This window comes from Chryseobacterium sp. Tr-659 (genome assembly GCF_011752975.1).
Taxonomy (GTDB): Bacteria; Bacteroidota; Bacteroidia; order Flavobacteriales; family Weeksellaceae; genus Chryseobacterium.
The window spans coordinates 228794-246997 of record NZ_VWWP01000002.1; the positions used below are offsets into that span (position 1 = coordinate 228794).

20 protein-coding genes and 1 pseudogene are annotated in these 18204 nt (G+C 33.3%); 13 read left to right on the forward strand and 8 right to left on the reverse strand.

Annotation, left to right across the window (positions count from 1 at the left end; all coding sequences use genetic code 11):
* The first annotated feature begins 73 nt into the window (after window positions 1-73).
* Window positions 74-931 carry a LysR family transcriptional regulator gene (locus tag F3J23_RS05205; protein ID WP_167025199.1) on the forward strand — a complete coding sequence of 286 codons (858 nt, stop codon included), beginning with the start codon at window positions 74-76 and terminating at the stop codon, window positions 929-931.
* Here the strand turns inward: F3J23_RS05205 and F3J23_RS21605 are convergent.
* The 4 genes and pseudogenes from F3J23_RS21605 to F3J23_RS05220 form a co-directional block, all read right to left on the reverse strand.
* Entirely contained in the window at window positions 923-1399 is a 477-nt protein-coding gene (locus F3J23_RS21605; RefSeq protein WP_317167701.1) for a GNAT family N-acetyltransferase, read from the reverse strand. The genes F3J23_RS05205 and F3J23_RS21605 overlap by 9 nt on opposite strands.
* Window positions 1382-1894 (reverse strand): annotated as a pseudogene (locus F3J23_RS21610) (GNAT family N-acetyltransferase); the annotation flags it as partial. The gene F3J23_RS21605 and the pseudogene F3J23_RS21610, both read right to left, overlap by 18 nt.
* 2 nt (window positions 1895-1896) lie before the next feature.
* The gene (locus tag F3J23_RS05215; RefSeq protein WP_228455269.1) at window positions 1897-2358 is read right to left on the reverse strand and encodes a GNAT family N-acetyltransferase; all 462 of its coding nucleotides are present in this window, start codon (window positions 2356-2358) and stop codon (window positions 1897-1899) included.
* 1253 nt (window positions 2359-3611) lie between these two features.
* Window positions 3612-4157 (reverse strand): hypothetical protein, encoded by a 546-nt coding sequence (locus F3J23_RS05220; protein WP_167025205.1) that lies wholly within the window; start codon window positions 4155-4157, stop codon window positions 3612-3614.
* A gap of 490 nt (window positions 4158-4647) precedes the next feature.
* Here F3J23_RS05220 and F3J23_RS05225 point away from each other — a divergent pair, with 490 nt between their 5' ends.
* Together F3J23_RS05225 and F3J23_RS05230 are read left to right on the forward strand one after the other, a co-directional pair.
* Window positions 4648-4941, forward strand: a complete 294-nt coding sequence (locus F3J23_RS05225; RefSeq protein WP_167025207.1) for a helix-turn-helix domain-containing protein — start codon at window positions 4648-4650, stop codon at window positions 4939-4941.
* Between the two features lie 75 nt (window positions 4942-5016).
* Window positions 5017-5931: a hypothetical protein gene (locus F3J23_RS05230; RefSeq protein WP_167025210.1), complete on the forward strand. Its 915-nt coding sequence runs from the start codon at window positions 5017-5019 to the stop codon at window positions 5929-5931.
* Window positions 5932-6018: 87 nt separating this feature from the next.
* Here F3J23_RS05230 and F3J23_RS05235 read toward each other — a convergent pair whose 3' ends face one another.
* Complete coding sequence (locus F3J23_RS05235) at window positions 6019-6345, reverse strand: hypothetical protein (RefSeq protein WP_167025213.1); 327 nt, start codon at window positions 6343-6345, stop codon at window positions 6019-6021.
* A 156-nt stretch (window positions 6346-6501) separates the two neighbouring features.
* On the opposite strand from F3J23_RS05235, the gene F3J23_RS05240 reads away from it, so the two are divergent.
* The gene (locus tag F3J23_RS05240) at window positions 6502-7536 is read left to right on the forward strand and encodes a beta family protein (protein ID WP_167025216.1); all 1035 of its coding nucleotides are present in this window, start codon (window positions 6502-6504) and stop codon (window positions 7534-7536) included.
* On the opposite strand, the gene F3J23_RS05245 is transcribed toward F3J23_RS05240, so the two are convergent.
* Complete coding sequence (locus F3J23_RS05245; protein WP_167025219.1) at window positions 7514-8083, reverse strand: sce7726 family protein; 570 nt, start codon at window positions 8081-8083, stop codon at window positions 7514-7516. The two genes, F3J23_RS05240 and F3J23_RS05245, sit on opposite strands and share 23 nt — an antisense overlap.
* Before the next feature lie 593 nt (window positions 8084-8676).
* Between F3J23_RS05245 and F3J23_RS05250 the strand changes: the two genes are divergently transcribed.
* From F3J23_RS05250 to F3J23_RS05275, 6 genes are all read left to right on the forward strand, one after another.
* The gene (locus tag F3J23_RS05250) at window positions 8677-8925 is read left to right on the forward strand and encodes a hypothetical protein (RefSeq protein ID WP_167025222.1); all 249 of its coding nucleotides are present in this window, start codon (window positions 8677-8679) and stop codon (window positions 8923-8925) included.
* A gap of 450 nt (window positions 8926-9375) precedes the next feature.
* The gene (locus F3J23_RS05255; protein ID WP_167025225.1) at window positions 9376-9912 is read left to right on the forward strand and encodes a helix-turn-helix domain-containing protein; all 537 of its coding nucleotides are present in this window, start codon (window positions 9376-9378) and stop codon (window positions 9910-9912) included.
* 69 nt (window positions 9913-9981) lie between these two features.
* Complete coding sequence (locus F3J23_RS05260) at window positions 9982-11535, forward strand: serine hydrolase (protein ID WP_167025228.1); 1554 nt, start codon at window positions 9982-9984, stop codon at window positions 11533-11535.
* A gap of 225 nt (window positions 11536-11760) precedes the next feature.
* Window positions 11761-12273, forward strand: a complete 513-nt coding sequence (locus tag F3J23_RS05265) for a nuclear transport factor 2 family protein (RefSeq protein WP_167025231.1) — start codon at window positions 11761-11763, stop codon at window positions 12271-12273.
* 20 nt (window positions 12274-12293) lie between these two features.
* Entirely contained in the window at window positions 12294-12572 is a 279-nt protein-coding gene (locus F3J23_RS05270; RefSeq protein WP_167025234.1) for a DUF1028 domain-containing protein, read from the forward strand.
* An 8-nt stretch (window positions 12573-12580) separates the two neighbouring features.
* Window positions 12581-13909: a hypothetical protein gene (locus F3J23_RS05275; RefSeq protein WP_167025237.1), complete on the forward strand. Its 1329-nt coding sequence runs from the start codon at window positions 12581-12583 to the stop codon at window positions 13907-13909.
* A gap of 85 nt (window positions 13910-13994) precedes the next feature.
* Here F3J23_RS05275 and F3J23_RS05280 read toward each other — a convergent pair whose 3' ends face one another.
* On the reverse strand, window positions 13995-14915 hold the full coding sequence (locus tag F3J23_RS05280; protein WP_167025240.1) for a patatin-like phospholipase family protein: 921 nt from the start codon (window positions 14913-14915) through the stop codon (window positions 13995-13997).
* A 640-nt stretch (window positions 14916-15555) separates the two neighbouring features.
* On the opposite strand from F3J23_RS05280, the gene F3J23_RS05285 reads away from it, so the two are divergent.
* Window positions 15556-16887 (forward strand): serine hydrolase domain-containing protein, encoded by a 1332-nt coding sequence (locus tag F3J23_RS05285; RefSeq protein WP_167025243.1) that lies wholly within the window; start codon window positions 15556-15558, stop codon window positions 16885-16887.
* 181 nt (window positions 16888-17068) lie between these two features.
* On the opposite strand, the gene F3J23_RS05290 is transcribed toward F3J23_RS05285, so the two are convergent.
* Window positions 17069-17425: a hypothetical protein gene (locus F3J23_RS05290; protein WP_167025247.1), complete on the reverse strand. Its 357-nt coding sequence runs from the start codon at window positions 17423-17425 to the stop codon at window positions 17069-17071.
* Window positions 17426-17540: 115 nt separating this feature from the next.
* On the opposite strand from F3J23_RS05290, the gene F3J23_RS05295 reads away from it, so the two are divergent.
* Together F3J23_RS05295 and F3J23_RS05300 are read left to right on the forward strand one after the other, a co-directional pair.
* Window positions 17541-17795 carry a DUF1294 domain-containing protein gene (locus F3J23_RS05295; RefSeq protein ID WP_167025250.1) on the forward strand — a complete coding sequence of 85 codons (255 nt, stop codon included), beginning with the start codon at window positions 17541-17543 and terminating at the stop codon, window positions 17793-17795.
* Between the two features lie 125 nt (window positions 17796-17920).
* On the forward strand, window positions 17921-18124 hold the full coding sequence (locus F3J23_RS05300) for a bacteriocin-like protein (RefSeq protein WP_167025253.1): 204 nt from the start codon (window positions 17921-17923) through the stop codon (window positions 18122-18124).
* The last annotated feature ends 80 nt before the right edge of the window (window positions 18125-18204 follow it).

The following is an 18204-nucleotide window of genomic DNA, read 5'->3' on the forward strand; positions in this document are numbered from 1 at the left end:
GTTTTCTTTTACAGATGTGCTTTTAATTCAATTTACTTATTAAATTTGCTTAACTAATGATTAATCTGCATCAATGGATCTACAACAGCTCAAATACTTTCTGGCATTGGCAAAGGAGCTTCATTTCTGGAATACATCCGCAAAAATGAATATTACGCAATCTGCTTTGAGCCGGAACATTCAGTCTTTAGAGAGTGAACTGGGGGTTCAGTTGTTTTATCGTGATAAGCGAAATGTAAAACTTACCCCCGCAGGTCAGTTTTTGCAGGAAAAATGGGGCGAAGAACTGAGCCAGATGGAGGCTTTTCATCAGTTGGCCCGGCAAATTCATTTAGGGGAATCCGGAACGATAAGAATTGCACATCCCGATTCTATATCATCTTCAGTGTTACCCGATTTTGTAAAAAAGGTTTCAGCTGCTTTTCCAACACTTAATCTGGAACTGTTTCAGCTGACCAATGAGATTCAGGAGGATTATCTTAAAAATTATAAGATAGATCTGGCATTTTCCCGTGATATTAATACCTATTCGGGAATTCATGAAAAGAAATTAGGCCAGGAAAATCTTTCTTTAGTAGTTCCTGAAAATCATTATTTTAAAACCCTGTCTGATATTTCTTCGGAAACATTGAAAGAGCAAAAATTTCTTTTAACCACCGGGGACGACGGGAGCAGTTACAATTTGTTAGTTCAGCAGGTTCTCCATTTTTACAACATAAGTCTTGATTCTTATATCCGCTGTGAGTTTGGATCTACCATTATTTCACTGATTAAAAAAGGATTAGGTATTTCAATTCTGCCGCATTCTTATCATCTTCACGAAAATACAGGAATCCGATTTATCCCTCTGCCTTTTGTTACTGATTTGTACATCCAATGGCGGAAAGACGACCCTAATCCGATTCTTAAAAATATTCTGGAATTAATTTAACACCATTTCTATGTGCGGAATTCCGTCTTCATCGTAAGGATCACCTACTTCTTTAAAGCCCAGGGAATTGTAAAATTTCAACAGGTACAATTGGGCACTGATGCGAATTCTTGATTCTTTAAGAATATCCTGACAGCCTTTGATGGAATGTTCCATCAGCTGTTTTCCCAATCCCAGTCCTCTATACGCTGTACCGATCACAACACGGCCAATGGAAGCATCTTCATAGGTTAAGCCATGCGGAACAATTCGGGTATATCCCGCCAGATTTCCATCCACGAAACACATCAGGTGATGGCATTTTAAATCTTTATCATCAATATCCTGATACACACAGTTTTGTTCTATAATAAATATTTCGCTTCTTAGTTTTAATATATTATAGAGTTCGATCGTGGACAGTTCTTCGAATGATTTTATAATAAATTCAATTTTCATTGTGTTGCTTTTTAAATCCAGTTTCATCATAATATCGGTCTGCTTTTCGTTTCCAAGCATAAAAATATGTTGATCAAATTCTTTAAATCCATTTTTCCTGTAAAAGCTGATTGCCCGTAAATTGTTTTCCCAAACGCCCAGCCACACGTAATCTGCATTTTTTTCTGTGGCAATGGCAATCGCTTTGTCATAAAGAGCCTGTCCTGCTTTCTTTCCGTGAAACTCTTTAGAAACATATATCCTTTCAATTTCAAGGGCATTATCCCCTTGCATTTCTGTTTGGGATGAACCGGTGTTGAGTTTTAAATATCCAATGACTTTATCATCAAGTCTGGCAAAGTAGAATTCAGAGTTTCTGTCATTGAGTTCGGCATGAAGTTTTTCTGCTGTAAAACTTGTTTCAAGATATTGCGTCATACTTTCTGCTGTATTATCTTCAGAGAAGGTTTCAAAGAACGTTTTTTTACTGATCTCCTGTAATTCTGCGATATCGTTTTCTGTAATTTTTGTTATGATTATTTCCATTTCTATACGGTCCATTCGTAGTTCAACCAATCTTTATTTTCTTTTGCTCCAAGGCGTTCATAGAAGTTTTGCCCGGACTTGTTCCAGGGAGCAACGGTCCATTTTATCTGGGAGCAATTGTTTTTTACTGCCTCCGTTTTCAAAGCGTTCATCAGCTGTTCCCCAATTTTATGACCCCGGTATTTTTCTTCTACATAAAGCTCTTTCATATATATGGCAGGCCTGTTTTGTGCCGTGTAGGGAAGAAAATAATAGACCAGCATTCCTGCTATCTGATCTTCATCTTCTGCAACCCAACAATAAAAGTCGGGTGGACTTTTTCTAAAACCGGCTTCTTTCACAATTTCAGGGGTAATTTCAAAACTGTCAATGTAATTTTCGAAAACCGCCAGTTGCTCCATCAAAATCCAAAGTTTTTCACTGTCTGATTCTATTGCTTTTCTAATGATAATATTTGTATTCAAATCAATCCATTTATTGCCGCAAAATTAGCGTGTAGAATAATGCAGAAAAATGCTATTTTTTAATTATTTGATCTGTTTTTTGCATTAAAAAGATAAACGCAAAGCTCATGAATAATTCCGCTTTATTTTAAATGAGCAAAGTGATGCGGCTTTGCCGCTGATGAAGCGGTATGTTTATCCGTATGCTTCGATGAATCAACGAAGTGGATTCTATCCTTTGCTTCCTTACAAATCAGTAGTTTCAAAAATGAAAACATTGCGTTAAACAAAAACGTCATCAGTACATTATCATAGATCATACTTGGAATTATCTTTTGATGAAAAGATTAAACGCAAAGTCTATGGATAATTCCGCTTTATTATAAGGAGGCAAAGTGATACGACTTTGTCGCTGATGAAGCAGTATGTTTATCCGTATGCTTCGATGAATCAACGAAGTGGATTCTATCCTTTGCTCCCTCACAAATCAACAGTTTCAAAAATGAAAACTTTGCGTTAAACAAAAACGTCATCAGTACATTATCATAGATCATACTTGGAATTATCTTTTGATGAAAAGATTAAACGCAAAGTCTATGGATAATTCCGCTTTATTATAAGGAGGCAAAGTGAGGCGACTTTGTCGCTGATGAAGCCGTATGTTTATCCTTACGCTTCGACGAATCAACAAAGTGGATTCTATCCTTTGCTCCCTTACAAATCATCAGTTTCAAAAATGAAAACTTTGCGTTAAACAAAAACGTCATCAAAACATTATCATACATCATAATTGGAATTCATTTTTGATGAAAAGATTAAACGCAAAGTCTATGGATAATTCCGCTTTATTATAAGGAGGCAAAGTGATGCGACTTTGTCGCTGATGAAGCAGTATGTTTATCCTTACGCTTCGACGAATTAACAAAGTTGATTATATCCTTTGCTTCCTTACAAATCATCAGTTTCAAAAATGAAAACTTTGCGTTAAACAAGAACGTCATCAAAACATTATCATAGATGATACTTGGAATTATTTTTTGATGAAAAGATTAAACGCAAAGTCTATGGATAATTCTGCTTTATTATAAGGAGGCAAAGTGAGGCGACTTTGTCGCTGATGAAGCAGTATGTTTATCCGTATGCTTCGACGAATTAACAAAGTTGATTATATCCTTTGCTCCCTTACAAATCAACAGTTTCAAAAATGAAAACTTTGTGTTAAACAAAAACGTTATCAAAACATTAATCATCTGTATCAGCAACGCTCAACCTTCTTATCCTGAATGAGTCTCAGCCATTCTCTTTTCTCTTTTTCTTTGAAGAATCAGGTGTGCTGCATCCAGCATTTTAACGGTATGAATATAAGGCATCACGATATTCCTTTCCGGGAGATTTTCATAGACACCCATGGAAAAATAGACGATTCCGGATATAAAATAATCAAATTCTTTGAGCGTGTATGCTCTGAATGCTTGTTTGAAAACCAGCAGCGGATTCCGGTATTCCTTTTCCGAAAGCAAACCAAGAAGCCACGGGGAAATCTTTTCCGGCTGTCTATCTACAGTCCATTTTCTTTCCTTTAGCATCATGAGATATCCTGCACGGATCAACGACCTCATCGACTGATGAAACTGGAAGATCACCGCCGGATCTTCATGGATCCAGCTATTTCTCTTTACTGCATAGTTCACTAAGTTGCTGAGCATTTCTTTAGAATCATCCAGTTCATTGAAGTGGAAGAAAGTTTCCATCAGCTGTAGCCCGGAGTGCTTGTTGTTTGCCCAAAAGCGGGTGTCGAAATGTGTTTTTATCTTTTTCATTGTTCGTATTTTTAGAATGCATGAAACCATCAACCTACCGATGTATGCTGAGTTGTATGGTAAATGATGAATAGAAATAAAATCTGTATTCCCGTGAAAGCCCTGAAGCCGCAATGGATTGTACACTCCATTGTATCGTATCATGATACTTTATGTGGTGAAGCGGCTTAGAAAAAGATAATTGTAGAAAAAGCAGAACAGCATGAAAATAAAAACGGCATGAGACTCTACAATATCCGTCATTGAGGCACTGGTATACCTTGCACACAGATAAGAGAGCCCACGCCTAGGTCGTGAGCTTCCTGCTTATCGTCTTGCGTGTCTAAAAATTACCAGTTTTCAATGACAAGATTCTAAGCAATAGCTTCTATTATTCTTTGAAGTATCGCAAAGCTACTTTATTGTAGCTTATTGAGCAAATGTAATACTTTTTTTCAAAAAGTGACATATTTGTCAATGAATTTTTTGACAAATATGTCACTTTTATTTAATGGAATATATTGAAGATAAATATTTTATTGCAATAGCTGACTATGTTAAAGAATTCATTGATGAAAAAGGAATTGATATTGCAGATTTAGCTGCTGCTGCTAATGTTGATAGAAAACAAATTTATAGATTAATAAATAAGGAAAATATACCTAAATTATCTACTTTAGTAAGAATACTATTAGCAGCTGGAATAGAACCTTCAAAACTTTTTTCAATCAAATTTGATTTCGAAGCATATATGAAAGAAAATAATATTCTGAAAGCTATTTCTAAAAAAAAGAAATCTAATTAATTTCTTAAAAATACAGCTATATAAATAAGCTTAAAAACATCGTATACAATACCCAAAGACCATAAAATAAAGTTAATGATGGAAGAAAAAAAGAAAATTTCTCCGCAACAAATTATTGCTGTTAAGGAAGCATTATCTGTAATATATTGGAAAAAAGAAGATTTACAACAATTTATAAAATTATCACTTGATAATCGAACAATAGTAGCAACAATAAACTGGAATTTAACCAAACGAGAAATTGTTAAAGAATTAATTAACAGAATGGTTAGTAGACTGGATATTTACGAAAATGATTTGATTAATCTAGTTTTTGCTGTAATTGATTTTAATGATTTTGGAAATTTATCTTATTGGGATGAAGACGGATCAAAAACAAAGAAAGCTAAAGAAGCTGTAAACAGCTTAAGAAATTCAACAAAAGGCTACACCCAAACTAATAAAGAGCAAGAAGAAGCAAAGGCAAGAAGAATAAAAGCAGAGCAATCCGTAAAAAAGGCATTGTCATTAGAAGAAGAACTCTCGCAGTTGAAAAATGAGTTTTATGAAATAGCAATTAATAAAAATTTCAATCAACGAGGATTTCAATTAGAAAAATTTTTGTATAAATTATTTCTTCTATATGATTTAGAACCTAAAGGTTCTTTTAAGATTAATGGTGAACAAATAGATGGTGCTTTTACATTTCAAAATACTGATTATTTGTTAGAAGCTAAATGGGCCAAAGAGGTAAATAGAAGCGACTTAGCAACATTTTGTTATAAAGTAGAATCAAAATTTAAAAATGCAGCGGGGCTGTTAATTTCGATAGATGGTGTTACAAAAGAAGCTGTTTCATCTCATTTTAAATCAATAATAATTATGGATGGTGTAGATCTACTAGCTGTCCTAGATCATAGAATCAGTCTAAGTGATTTGCTATTTAAAAAACGTAGAAAAGCAAGTGAAACCGGAAATATTTACGTAAATTTTACAGCCTTATTTAATTAAAGATAAAAAATAAATGCTATTTCGAATCTTAAAAATTTCCAAATTTTGAGGATTTAATTTTACAATTTTTATAAAATCGAATAATAATTAGATTAAATCTATATCATCTAATGATATTAATTTCCACTTATCTGTTAAAATAATTTTACCTGTCAATTTTTTAATTATATCATAAAGTTCATATGCCGTATTCTCATATCCATTTGATGTAATACATTTGTCAGTATAGATAAAAAGATATCTATTGTTTTCAATAACATAATGTTTTTCATTATATTCTAAAATAATTTCAATAATATTATTTGTTTTAGAGCATCTAATAATTTCAATATTTTTAAATATTTCACCTGCTGCCGTAAGGGGTGTTTCTGTTAGAATTATTTCAAAATTGGAAAGTGGAGGTCTTGTTTTCATGATTAAGTTATTTTAATATTTCATTTTCAATTTTTCTACCATAACCCTAAATCAACAATCCGTAAAGCATTGATTATTACGGAAAACCGTAAATCAAACTAAAATATTATTCATATAATTGTTTTCTTAACTATTATTATGGATAAAAAAATTTACATGCCTATACTGAAAGGCAAAAAAGGAGAATTTGATGCATTAAAAACATTAAAAGAAAATGTTCAATCCGTCATTCTACCTCTTATTGAAGTTCCTGCAATTCCGTGGGATTTTGTTAATGAAAAAGAAGCATCTTCTATAGACAAACAAATCTCTTCAACTGTTAAAAGTATTACATCTTCTTGGGATCCCAAAAATGAGATTTTAATTGATACAAATAGTTTGGATGAAAACTTTGATGCAACAAGAAAAACAATCAATGTATTAACAGAAGCATTAATTGAAGAAGGATATTTACCGATTCCTGTTATTCATATTAGTACAACTAGCGAAGTTTTATCTAATTTAGTATATCAGGATTCTGTATGTATTAGAATTAGTTTTGAAGATCAAGAAGCTTTTGATATTAATGATGAAATTGATAGAATAAAAAAAGTTTTAAATAGCGACTTATCAGACATCATATTGTTATTGGATATGAATTATCTGTCTCCAGAAAACGGTTTAATGGGTCAAATGTCTTCAAAAGCATTAGTTAATTCAATACAAAATATAGCTAATTTTAAAGACTTTTATTTTGCTGCAACTAGCTTTCCAATTAACTTAAGTGGATGTAAAACTAACTCAGTTACTGAGATTGAAAGAATTGAGGTTTTAATACATGAATACTTTAGAGCTAATGGTTCAAAGTTAAACAGAATGCCAAAATTTTCTGACTATTGTATTTCTAATCCTGATGTTCTAGAAATGGATCCTAGATTAATGACAATAGGTGCTTCAGTTAGATACACCGGAGAAAACCATTGGTATATTTTTAAAGGATCGTCAATCAAAAAGCACGGTTCAGAACAATACTATAAATTATGTGCTGACATAGTTGCATCAAAAGTTTACAGTGGTGAAGTATTCTCTTGGGGAGATGAGCAAATACACAATAAATCAATTAGAAATGGAGGACCAGGTAATCCTACAATATGGAGACAAATTGGAACTAACCATCATATTACTTTAGTTATAGATCAGCTTTCCAAGTAGTACGAGATTTAAGATAAAAACGTACATTATCTTTTATAACATCTAAAGCCAACATTTCAGATATATAAACCCAAATCTCTTTTTTGGGTTTATTTTTTATTCTTTTATCCAAACAATAAGTATCTATAATCTCTGAAAGCTCTTCTTTCCATAGCAATTGAAGCAATGAATACCCCGAAATGTGTTTATTAGGCTTCGCTTTTCTTCTTTGATGAACCTTTATCTGATCGTTTTTTTCTTCAACTTCAATTATTCCCCACCACTTTGGAACATAATCTTTAATTACTGGAGCAAATTTTTTAGATGTAACAATATTTAGAAAGTCGAAAACTTTGTTATATTCAAGAATTTGTTTCTCCAATCTTCTTAAAGTATCATGATCTGACTTTATTTCATACCCCATCATACATCCATTAATAACAGCAATATCAATTATAGAACTCCCCAGATTAAGCCCCATTTCATCAATAACTTTTGTATCCAGTTCTTCGAAATGGGTTTGAAATTCAATTTCTTTTATGGCTGTTCTTATTTTAAGATCATTCATGGTTGAACAAATATACTGTAAAAAGTTTGCAAAAGTACAAAAATAATAATTTAACTAAAATGTATAACTATTTTCTATAGCTTCCTAGCTTTGGAGTTTGTATATTTGATCTCATAGATAATTTTTTATATGTGGATAAAAGAAAAACCAACACATTTATTCGAATCCGGAAGAACTAAAGCAAACTTTTTATACAATAAAGATAAAGTCTATGTAATGGACAATCATCTGTGTGCAACGTGGTGTTGGCTACAGAAAGTAGATTGTAAAAAACTTATAATTTTGTACATATTGATAGACATAATGACCTTTTATTTCCAAGTCCATCAATCAAAACAGACTTACTAAAAAACAATATAGACCTTTGCAAAATTACATTTGAAGAATATCTTAATCTTAATGAAAATGATCCCGAAGAATATAATATAAAAGTAAAACTCTTCCGCTGGGACAATTATATTTTAAACTTAGAAGAAGTTTATCCAGAGTTTTTTGGAACAAAATATTTTATAACAAAAGAGGCATATCCAGATAGTGAGTTTATTGATTTTGAGTTTAGAATAGAAGAATTTGTCAAAAATTTTGAAGGCTGGTTGGCGGATTCTAAAAACGGTTGGATCATTAATTTTGATATTGATTTCTTCTACTCTGAACATAAAGGCATATATAAAATATATTCTGATGAACTTGTCAAAAAGATTGCAACTATATTAGTGAAAAATATGGATAAGATTGATGTCTTTACAATTGCATTGAGTCCTGAATGTTGTGGTGGATGGGAAAATGCGTTTGAAACAATGAAAATCTTTAATGACATAATGGAATTGGATATGCAACTTTAAAATTCATTAGCTTGTTCTCCGGAGTCTCTCAATTGTACACAACATAAATCAAAACAAAAAAATCCCAGCTTTCGTTGGGATTTTTAAGCAAAAGAATATCTAATCCTGTATTCTTATAAGCTTTACATTATTTTTTCACCAGCTATACTCTACGGTTTTGCACCTTTCCTTGTTCAGAACTATTATCTGCTATCGGATTTTTGCTCCCGAAGCCTTTTGACTTGAAGTACGTTTAAAGGAAATAATCTTATTGATACCCCAAACCTGTAATATTTTACGCAGCATAGACTCCTGTCAATCTGTAATCTATATATAGTAAACACTCAACTCTCCGAAGTCTCCTGACTTTGGAACATGTTTTACAAAACATTTTTGGTTGGATGATTAGCTATTCCGGATTAAAATAAAAATAATTAATATTGTTACTTAAATTAAAATGTTCAATACTGTATGTCTCAACTTCTTAAATATCGAGAAAGTCTAAATCTGACTCAGCAAGAGCTGGCGGCAAAGTCAGGTATTTCCATAAGAACTATTCAACGTATTGAAGCTGGTACTGAACCGAAAGGGTATACTTTAAAAACACTGGCAAAAACACTTAATATAAAAGAAACCGAATTATTAACTAATCCAGTTAGTGAGGTTGTAAATTACCAATTGATTAAAATCATCAATTTATCTTCTTTATTTTTTATTATTTTTCCACCGATAAATATATTGGTACCGTTGCTTATTATGTATTTTAAAAAGGAAAATAATTTAATGGCAAAACAGCTTGTTTCGCTTCAAATTTTATGGACTCTAGTATCAGCAATTCTATTCTTCTTAAGTCCGTTTTTGAACAGGATATTTTCTATTGATTTTCCATTTATATTAATTGTTGCTGCAACAGCGTGTATTATAAATATCTATATAATAATTCAAAATGCGATTTCAATCGACAGGCAAGGTAAGATGTGTATATCATTGAATTTCAATTTTTTATGACAACTGACGTATAATTGGCGTGTTCTTGTCATACTAACTTTTCTTATAAATCGATAATCATTTTGAAATTTGTCTCATCAATTAATAGTAAATATTTTAACGATGAAACAAGTAAATTTAATTATCGCTATCTTAATTTTATCCTCAATAAATGCAAGAGCTCAGATAAGCCAAAAGTCAGAAATATTTATTACCCTTCAGAAAAAAGACAGTATCTTATTTGAACAAGGATTTAATAAATGTAATCTGAATGCTATCGTAAATTTAGTCACTAACGATTTTGAATTTTATCATGATCAAAACGGGATTCAAGACAAAAAAACATTTTTAACTAATTTTAAAGAAAGTATTTGTCAAAACCCAAAGGGCAAGCCAATCCGAAAGTTAATAAAAGGAAGTCTCAGTGTTTTTCCTTTATATAATGAAGGGAAATTATATGGAGCCATTCAGTCAGGGATTCATGATTTTTACATGATAAATAATAGAGAACAGTATTTCACGGAAAATGCAAAATTTATGGCAACATGGCTTTTGGAAAAGGGGGAATGGAAGTTGAAAAAAGAACTAAGCTATGATCACAGAAAACCGGAAAGATATGATGCGAAATTTGAAGATGGCTATCCTTTTCCTTTATTCAATACGGATTCAGAAATTGAATCTCTTTTAAAATATCTGAAAATTCCATCATTATCAATTGGATACATTCATGATGGACAATTGCAGCAAATAAGATCTTTTGGAGAACAAAAAAAAGACATTCCGGTGAAGTACAACAGTATTTATAAAGTAGCTTCACTTACAAAACCAATTACAGCAATAGCAGTGTTGAAACTTGTAGAGGCAGGAAAATGGAATTTAGATGAACCTTTAGCAAAATATTATATTGATCCTGACATTAAAGAAAGTCCATTTTTAAATAAGCTAACAACCAGAAATATTTTGTCTCAAAAATCAGGTTTTCCAAATTGGAGATACTTAAGAACGGACAAAAAATTACTATTTGAATTTGAGCCTGGAACAAAATTTCAATATTCAGGTGAAGGATTTGAATATTTAAGAAAAGCTATTGAAAGGAAATTTAAAAAATCCTTGGAGGAAATTGCAAAAGAAATACTTTTTGCTCCATTAGAAATGAATGATACCTTTTATTACTGGATGAAAACAACGGACGAAAGCAGATATGCAGTAGAAAGCGATACAACAGGGCAACCTATGAAGTATGAAAAATACTATACATCCAATGCTGCTGCAAATTTGCTCACAACAGTTGAAGATTACAGTAAATTCTTAATGTATATTTTACAACATGCAGGACTTTCGAAACAGTTATATGATGAATTTATTCAATCACAAACCGAGGTCAAAACAGGCATAAATTGGGGATTGGGAATGCAGATTCTTCGTGATCTTCCTAATGATGAATTAGCACTGCAGCATACCGGCGGGGATGATGGAACTAAATGTATTGTCTTGCTTCTTCCAAAATCAAAAAGAGGACTTATTATTTTTATAAATTCTGAAAATGGCCTTATGATCTGGAAAAAAATAATTGAGGAATATTTAGGAGAAACAGGTAAAGAAATTGTAAAACGGAATTTAAACAAAGCTGAAAGGCAGGATTGATTATATTCTTAAAGAATACGAATCTGGGAAATCAACAAAAGACATCTATGTTTACATTTCACATTGATTATCATATGTCAGGAATTGTAAAGGTTTTTGATCTCGAAATAAAAGATAAGTTCAGTTTTGATTTTTCTAGCTTAGCTATTCACTTTTAGTTGCTTAACCAATTGAGTCCTGTGAGATAAAAAAATATAATTAACTATGATTAAAAAACGATTAACTATGATTAAAAAAACGATGCTCATTTTATCCGTTATTATTTCTCAGATAACAATAGTTTATGGGCAAAAAAGCAATGTAACAAAGGAAGCTCATCTTGGTCTCCCTAAGTCAAATGAATTATTTAAAGAAATCTTTAAATTAGACAGTATTTTTTTTAACGCTTTTAACCAGTGCGATACGGTTGTTTACCGCCAATATATCAGCGATGATCTAGAATTTTATCATGATTTGGGTGGTGTACATTATCTGGATAAAGAAATGCAATCTGTGAGGGAAAAATGCAGTAGGGATATTCAAATGACCCGCAAGCTCGTTAAAAATTCTTTAGAGGTATATCCATTGGGTAGCTATGGCGCTCTGGAAATAGGAGTACATCGGTTTTATGAAAAAAAACCGAATGAAAAAGAATACCCGATAGGTACGTATAAGTTTTTGCATGTTTGGCAAAAGAAAGGCGATAAATGGAAAATAACGAGGGTTATCAGTTACGACCATCCGGGCATAAAAAATTAAAATAATTAAACGAGGTTATGATGAAAAGTTTATTACTCCTTATTCTTACTATGGTTTTTCTGTTTTGCAGGGCACAGAATCTGCAGAGTACCCTGCTTAATAAAGATATAAATGCTACTTTTTCAATCCTTGCTTATGATAATGTAAACAAGGAATGGGGTATTGTGATAGCCACTAACAATATTTATGTTGGTAATTCCACGGTCTATATACGACCGGGCGTTGGTGCATTCCTGTCAATCTGTAATAACACTCAACTTAATCGTTTTTTTGACTATAATTGTATCATTAAAAAATGATTATCCCTGTGAAAATTGCAATACCGCTTCGCTTTAGTTTATTGATGATCCTTACTACATCTGCTTTTACCATAATCCCGGCACAATCAACCGCTGTTCTTCCGATAAAGAAAATAGATAACGATACGCTTTTAGTGGCTTATAAGAAATCTATTGATGATGCTTCACATGGGTTGTATCTGGAAGCTTCATTCGGTATGCTCAAAAGATTGAATGTAGAAAGCGCGGATCAGCTTGATGATCCCGATGTGGTGGATCAATGGGCACAGGTGATGTCTGCAATGACCGGAATACCCACATTCAATAAGGCTAAAAGTTCGGACTTCCATGTACCTAAAGAACAGATTGCGAACCTGCGCTTATCTAAAGGTATTAATGCCATCGATGAAATAGTAAAGCGTGCACGTCATACCCGTATCGTTATTCTGAATGAGAATCACCTGGATCCTCGTGGACGTGCTTTTGGACTTGAAGTGGCCCAGGCTTTACAACCACTTGGCTATACCATTCTTGCTATGGAAGCTTTGAGACCGTATGCAGATGATCAGGAAGAACGCCGCAAAATGGATCAGCTGTCGGCAGATGGAGTCGTGAGAGGAGCAGGTGATTTCTATAGTGGTTATTATTTTGATGATCCCATTTTCGCTGATTTCGTAAGACAATCGCTAGCAATGGGTTATCGTCCGGTATCTTACGAGACAGCCGGTCGGGGATATACGGCTCAGGAGCGCGAAGAGAAACAGACAGATAATCTTATTCGTCGTGCTGTGCAGTCTTTTCCGGAAGCCAAAATTCTTATTTATGCCGGCGAGCGCCACGCCGCTGAAGGGCCTATTCTCAACGAAGAAAAACCTTATCTGAAAATGGCCGCTATTCTTAAAGCTAAAACTGGCATAGACCCTCTGACAATTGATCAGGCCGGACTATCCGTTATCCCAATGAACAGACCTGACGTTGACCTATACAAAATTGCCTCATTAAAGGCTCCGAAAACATCAGTCGTTTTATTGAATCAGGGTAAGCCTTTAACTACGGGCCTTTTATCCGGAGCTGTAGATTTACAGGTCGTTCATCCGCCGGTTACACTTATCAATGGACGCCCAGAATGGTTATTAAAGATGAACAGACATTCCATTTCCGTTCCTCAGAACCTCCTGCCGGAATCAGGTATAAGACTCATTCAGGCTTTCGTTGCAGATTCACCGGCAGATGCCCGTCCCATCGATCAGGTATTAATCATGTCCGGTAAAAAACCACCCATTTTAATGCTGCCTGATCTCAATGTTCGTTATGCCACCCAGGATTTTCCGAATCAGATAAAAACTTCGGATAAATAGGTGTCAATTTGCATGCAGCTCTTCAGCTTCCAACATTTTTATTAATCATAGCCAACCAGCATTTGTAACTTTCCTTATCATTCATTTAAATAAGGTCTGCAGGCTTCGCTTTTAACAATAAACTTTTGCATTCGGTGGTTTGGAAAAGCTCCAGTCCTTCCTGCCACCATTTCGTCATCTCCTCTTTATCAAATATAAATGAATGGGTGGTAAGTATCCTGTTGATAAAAAAGAAATTGATGTGTACATTGGTAGTTGCCGCTTCCAACTGTGAAATAATAAGATCATCACTGGCAATCTGATTCAGCATAAAATCTGTGGTGCGGGCAAAAACATCCAATACATTCTGGAGAGGCGGATTATTGTATGACGTTTTTTCCAGCCGCAATACAATGGTATCTATGGATGATGCTCCTTTTTCCAGGGCGTGCTGTAAAGGGATAAGGTTTCCAAAGCCTCCGTCAGCATATTCATTTCCGTTTTTCCGGCATAAGCTCATCAAAGGAACCATATTGGATGAAGCCCAGATCCAGTCGCAGAAATCCTCATAACTGTGTTCATTAGAAGATTTATACTCTATTTGCTGCGTTGTAAGGTTGGCTACTGTGACTACAATTTCTTTTTTCAGCTCTTTTATTTTTTCAAAATCCCGCTTTGTAAAGCTATTGCGGATAAGATTTCTGAGGTTGGTACTGTCTCCTAATGTCTTTTGTTTTTTTATAAACTGCCTGATAATCCCCAGATGGTTGATCCCTACTTTTACTTCACCATTCTTTTTCGTTATTTTAAACGGACAAACCGTAAAAATATCGGACTGCTCGATGGTGGTATACAACTTTTTAATTCTTTGGATATCTCCAAGAGCCAGAAAAGGAATCAGAAGACTTCCGGTTGAAGTCCCTACAAAGAGTTCATAGTCGTTTTTATTATGTTCTATAAGATGTTCAGCTACACCGCCTGCAAAAGCACCTTTGCTTCCTCCTCCTGAAATGACCAATGCTTTCATAATTCATTTAAAATTAACGTAGTACTAATGTAATAATAAATCAAATACATTGAAAGTAATAGGAATCACTTGCCGTCTGAAGTCTTCTGGCTTTCTTGTTCTCCGAAGTCCCCGCTCTCCGAAGTCTTTGAGCTCTGGAACAATGTTAAAGAAAATCATCTTATTTTCATTAGTTCAACGTCGGGATATTTCGCGCAACAGAGGAAAATACTATGAGAAACATTTTTAAAAATTGAAACTCAATAAAAAATAAAGCATAACACATTCTAAGATTTTATGCTCCCATGTAATAAAATTCTTTTTTCAGTTGTTTTAATAGTAACTCAGACCAATAAAACAACCATGGAATCAATTCTTTAAATACGAATAAAAATGACACTGCTTACTCTCTTTTTTCTATCATTTACACTATTTACAAAAGACAAAATATTTCACACAATGATAGTACATTAACAATAGCAGTGTAGGCAGTTTTGCCCAAAATGAAGAATTCAATAACTATTACCATAAGTAAATGACAATAAACATTAAAAATTGTAAATCAGCCCTTATCCTCTTATTTTTCTGTACTCAGGTATCTTCAGTATATGGGCAATCATCAAAAGAATATTCAAAAGAAGTCCAAACAAGGATTAAAAACGTGGAGAATAATCTTTCCAGCTGGGTACAAATAGAAAATAATCCTACAAAATGGACATTGGAAGAAAGAATGAAATTCTATCATGCAAATGGAGTAAGTATTGCTGTAATCAGAAACTATAAAATTGAGTGGGCAAAAGGTTACGGATGGGCTGACAGTTTGCAACAAAAGCCCGTAACAACAAACACTTTATTTCAGGCGGGTTCAAATAGCAAATCCATCAATGCTATAGGTATATTAAAATTGGTTCAGGAAGGAAAATTAAACCTCAACGCCGATATCAACGACTACTTAAAAAGATGGAAATTTCCCTACGACTCTTTATCAAAGGGAAAAAAAATAAGTATTGCCAATTTATTGAGCCACACTGGCGGTATTACTGTACATGGATTTGACGGATATGAATACGGAACTAAAATACCAACCCTTGTCCAAATATTAAATGGTCAAAAACCAGCTAATTCAGAAGCCATCGGTTCCATGTATGAACCCTCTCTAAAATATGAATATTCCGGTGGTGGTACCACTATTTCGCAATTAATTATTGAAGATGTAACAGGAAAACCCTACGATGAATATATGTGGAATAATGTACTAAAACCAATGGGAATGACTCATAGTTCTTATACTCAGCCTCCAATATCATCTAACCTCAATGTATTAGCTACAGGGTATTACAATGATGGAAAAGCGGTAAAAGGCAAATACCATATTTATCCGGAACAGGCCGCAGCCGGACTTTGGACAAACCCAACAGATTTAGCAAAATATGTCATTGAAACTCAACTGTCTTTAAAAGGGAAATCTGAAAAAGTACTTTCAAAAAAAATGACTGAACTTAGGCTCACTCCCTTCATTGATAAAAAATCGGCACTAGGAGTATTTATCATTGATAAAAATGGAGTTAAAAATTTTGAGCATGGTGGTGTAGATGAAGGATTTGTAAGCCAATATATAGGCACTCTGGAAGGAGGCAATGGCGTTGTGGTTATGACAAACACTTACAATACAGCTTTATTTGATGAAATTATCAGAAGTGTTGCCCAGGAATATAGTTGGAATAATGCTTATACACCTGAAATTAAAAAAGAGATTTACCTTAAAGATACTGATTTACAAACTTATTTAGGAAGATATGGCAGTGGACATTATATCTGGTCCATTATTAAAAAAGATAATGGCATTTATTTAAGCATAACTGATAATGAATATTGGGGTACTTGTATGTGGAAAATGCATTTCACCAGTGACGATAATTTTTTTGTTACCGAAAAAAATAATGAACTCTCTTTTATAAAAGATCTATCAGGAAAAATTACAGCACTTAAATAGAATGACGATATATTAAAAAAAGTACAAGAATAAAAACAGTTTAGCTGCTATATCAAAGTCAGAGTGAAAGTTATTTTAATAATGAACAAATTGAATTATCAAAAGAAAATTGCGAAAAATCTCTGGAATTTTGTTAAGATTACTTTGCTGCGCTCGCAATGACAAATTCAATATAAAAATATCAATTCAAAAACTCAGAAGTATTCATTCTCACGCAGTACTCACTTCCCAGATATAAAGGATTACCATGCTTTTCAGACCAAAAACCATCCAGTATATCTTTGCCCAAACACCGATATACTGCAACACCTTTATAAATTTCATGATCTTCTCCTTCATAATTAAAATTGATCACTAAAATCTGGTCCTTATAAAAACCTGTTCCATTTTGGAGATGATCACCAATGATCCATTGAGCTATAATACGGTTATTTTCATCAACGGATAAGATTAATATACCGTGATAAGAAGGTTGGGAAGACTCTTCCTGATTGCTTCCTTCAATTGAATAGCTTCCTGCCAGATCATGTACTGTCATTGATTATTTTTTATGGATGACAAATTTAAAAAATCCTGTCCTGATAGCGCCGAAATATTTTCTGCGATTAATGTTTCTGGACTTTTCCATACTTTTGCTGCAAATTAATTTTAACATGATTCCTTTTCTGCTGATCATTAATCTGATCACATTTTGTGTTTTTGGCTTTGATAAATGGCAAGCTAAAAAAAATCAATGGAGAATTTCCGAAAATACCCTTCTGGGAATATCTCTTTTAGGCGGAATCATAGGTGCTGCTTCCGGAATGATGCTGTTCAATCATAAAGTTTCCAAAAAATCATTTCTCGTCAAATTTATTCTCGTGGTTCTGATTGATCTCGTTCTGCTGTATCGCCTGATGAGACATTGATCAAAAATAAATAATTGTTTCTGAGGCGGTTAATATTGGTTTTTAAAAGTTAAATATTTTATAAAAAATAAGTTTGTGTGATAAAATTTTATATTTTTATCAGGAGACATTAAAAACTAAATAACATGAAAAAACTCAGAAAAATTTCCAGAACTGAAATGAAATCAGTTCAGGGAGGAATTATTAAAGGAATGGTAAGATGCAAAGATGCAGATACCTGTGTAGTAAGATGGGGGTGGGGAACAGGATTCTCCAGTAACTGTGGCGAATTTGACATCATATGTGGAGAACCGCCTGCAGTAGATCCATGTGAAATACAGATATGTTAATATAGGATAAAGAGTGTTTTCTGAACACTCTTTTTTTATGGTCCTGTAAATAAGTATTTTAAACAAAATATTAATTATTT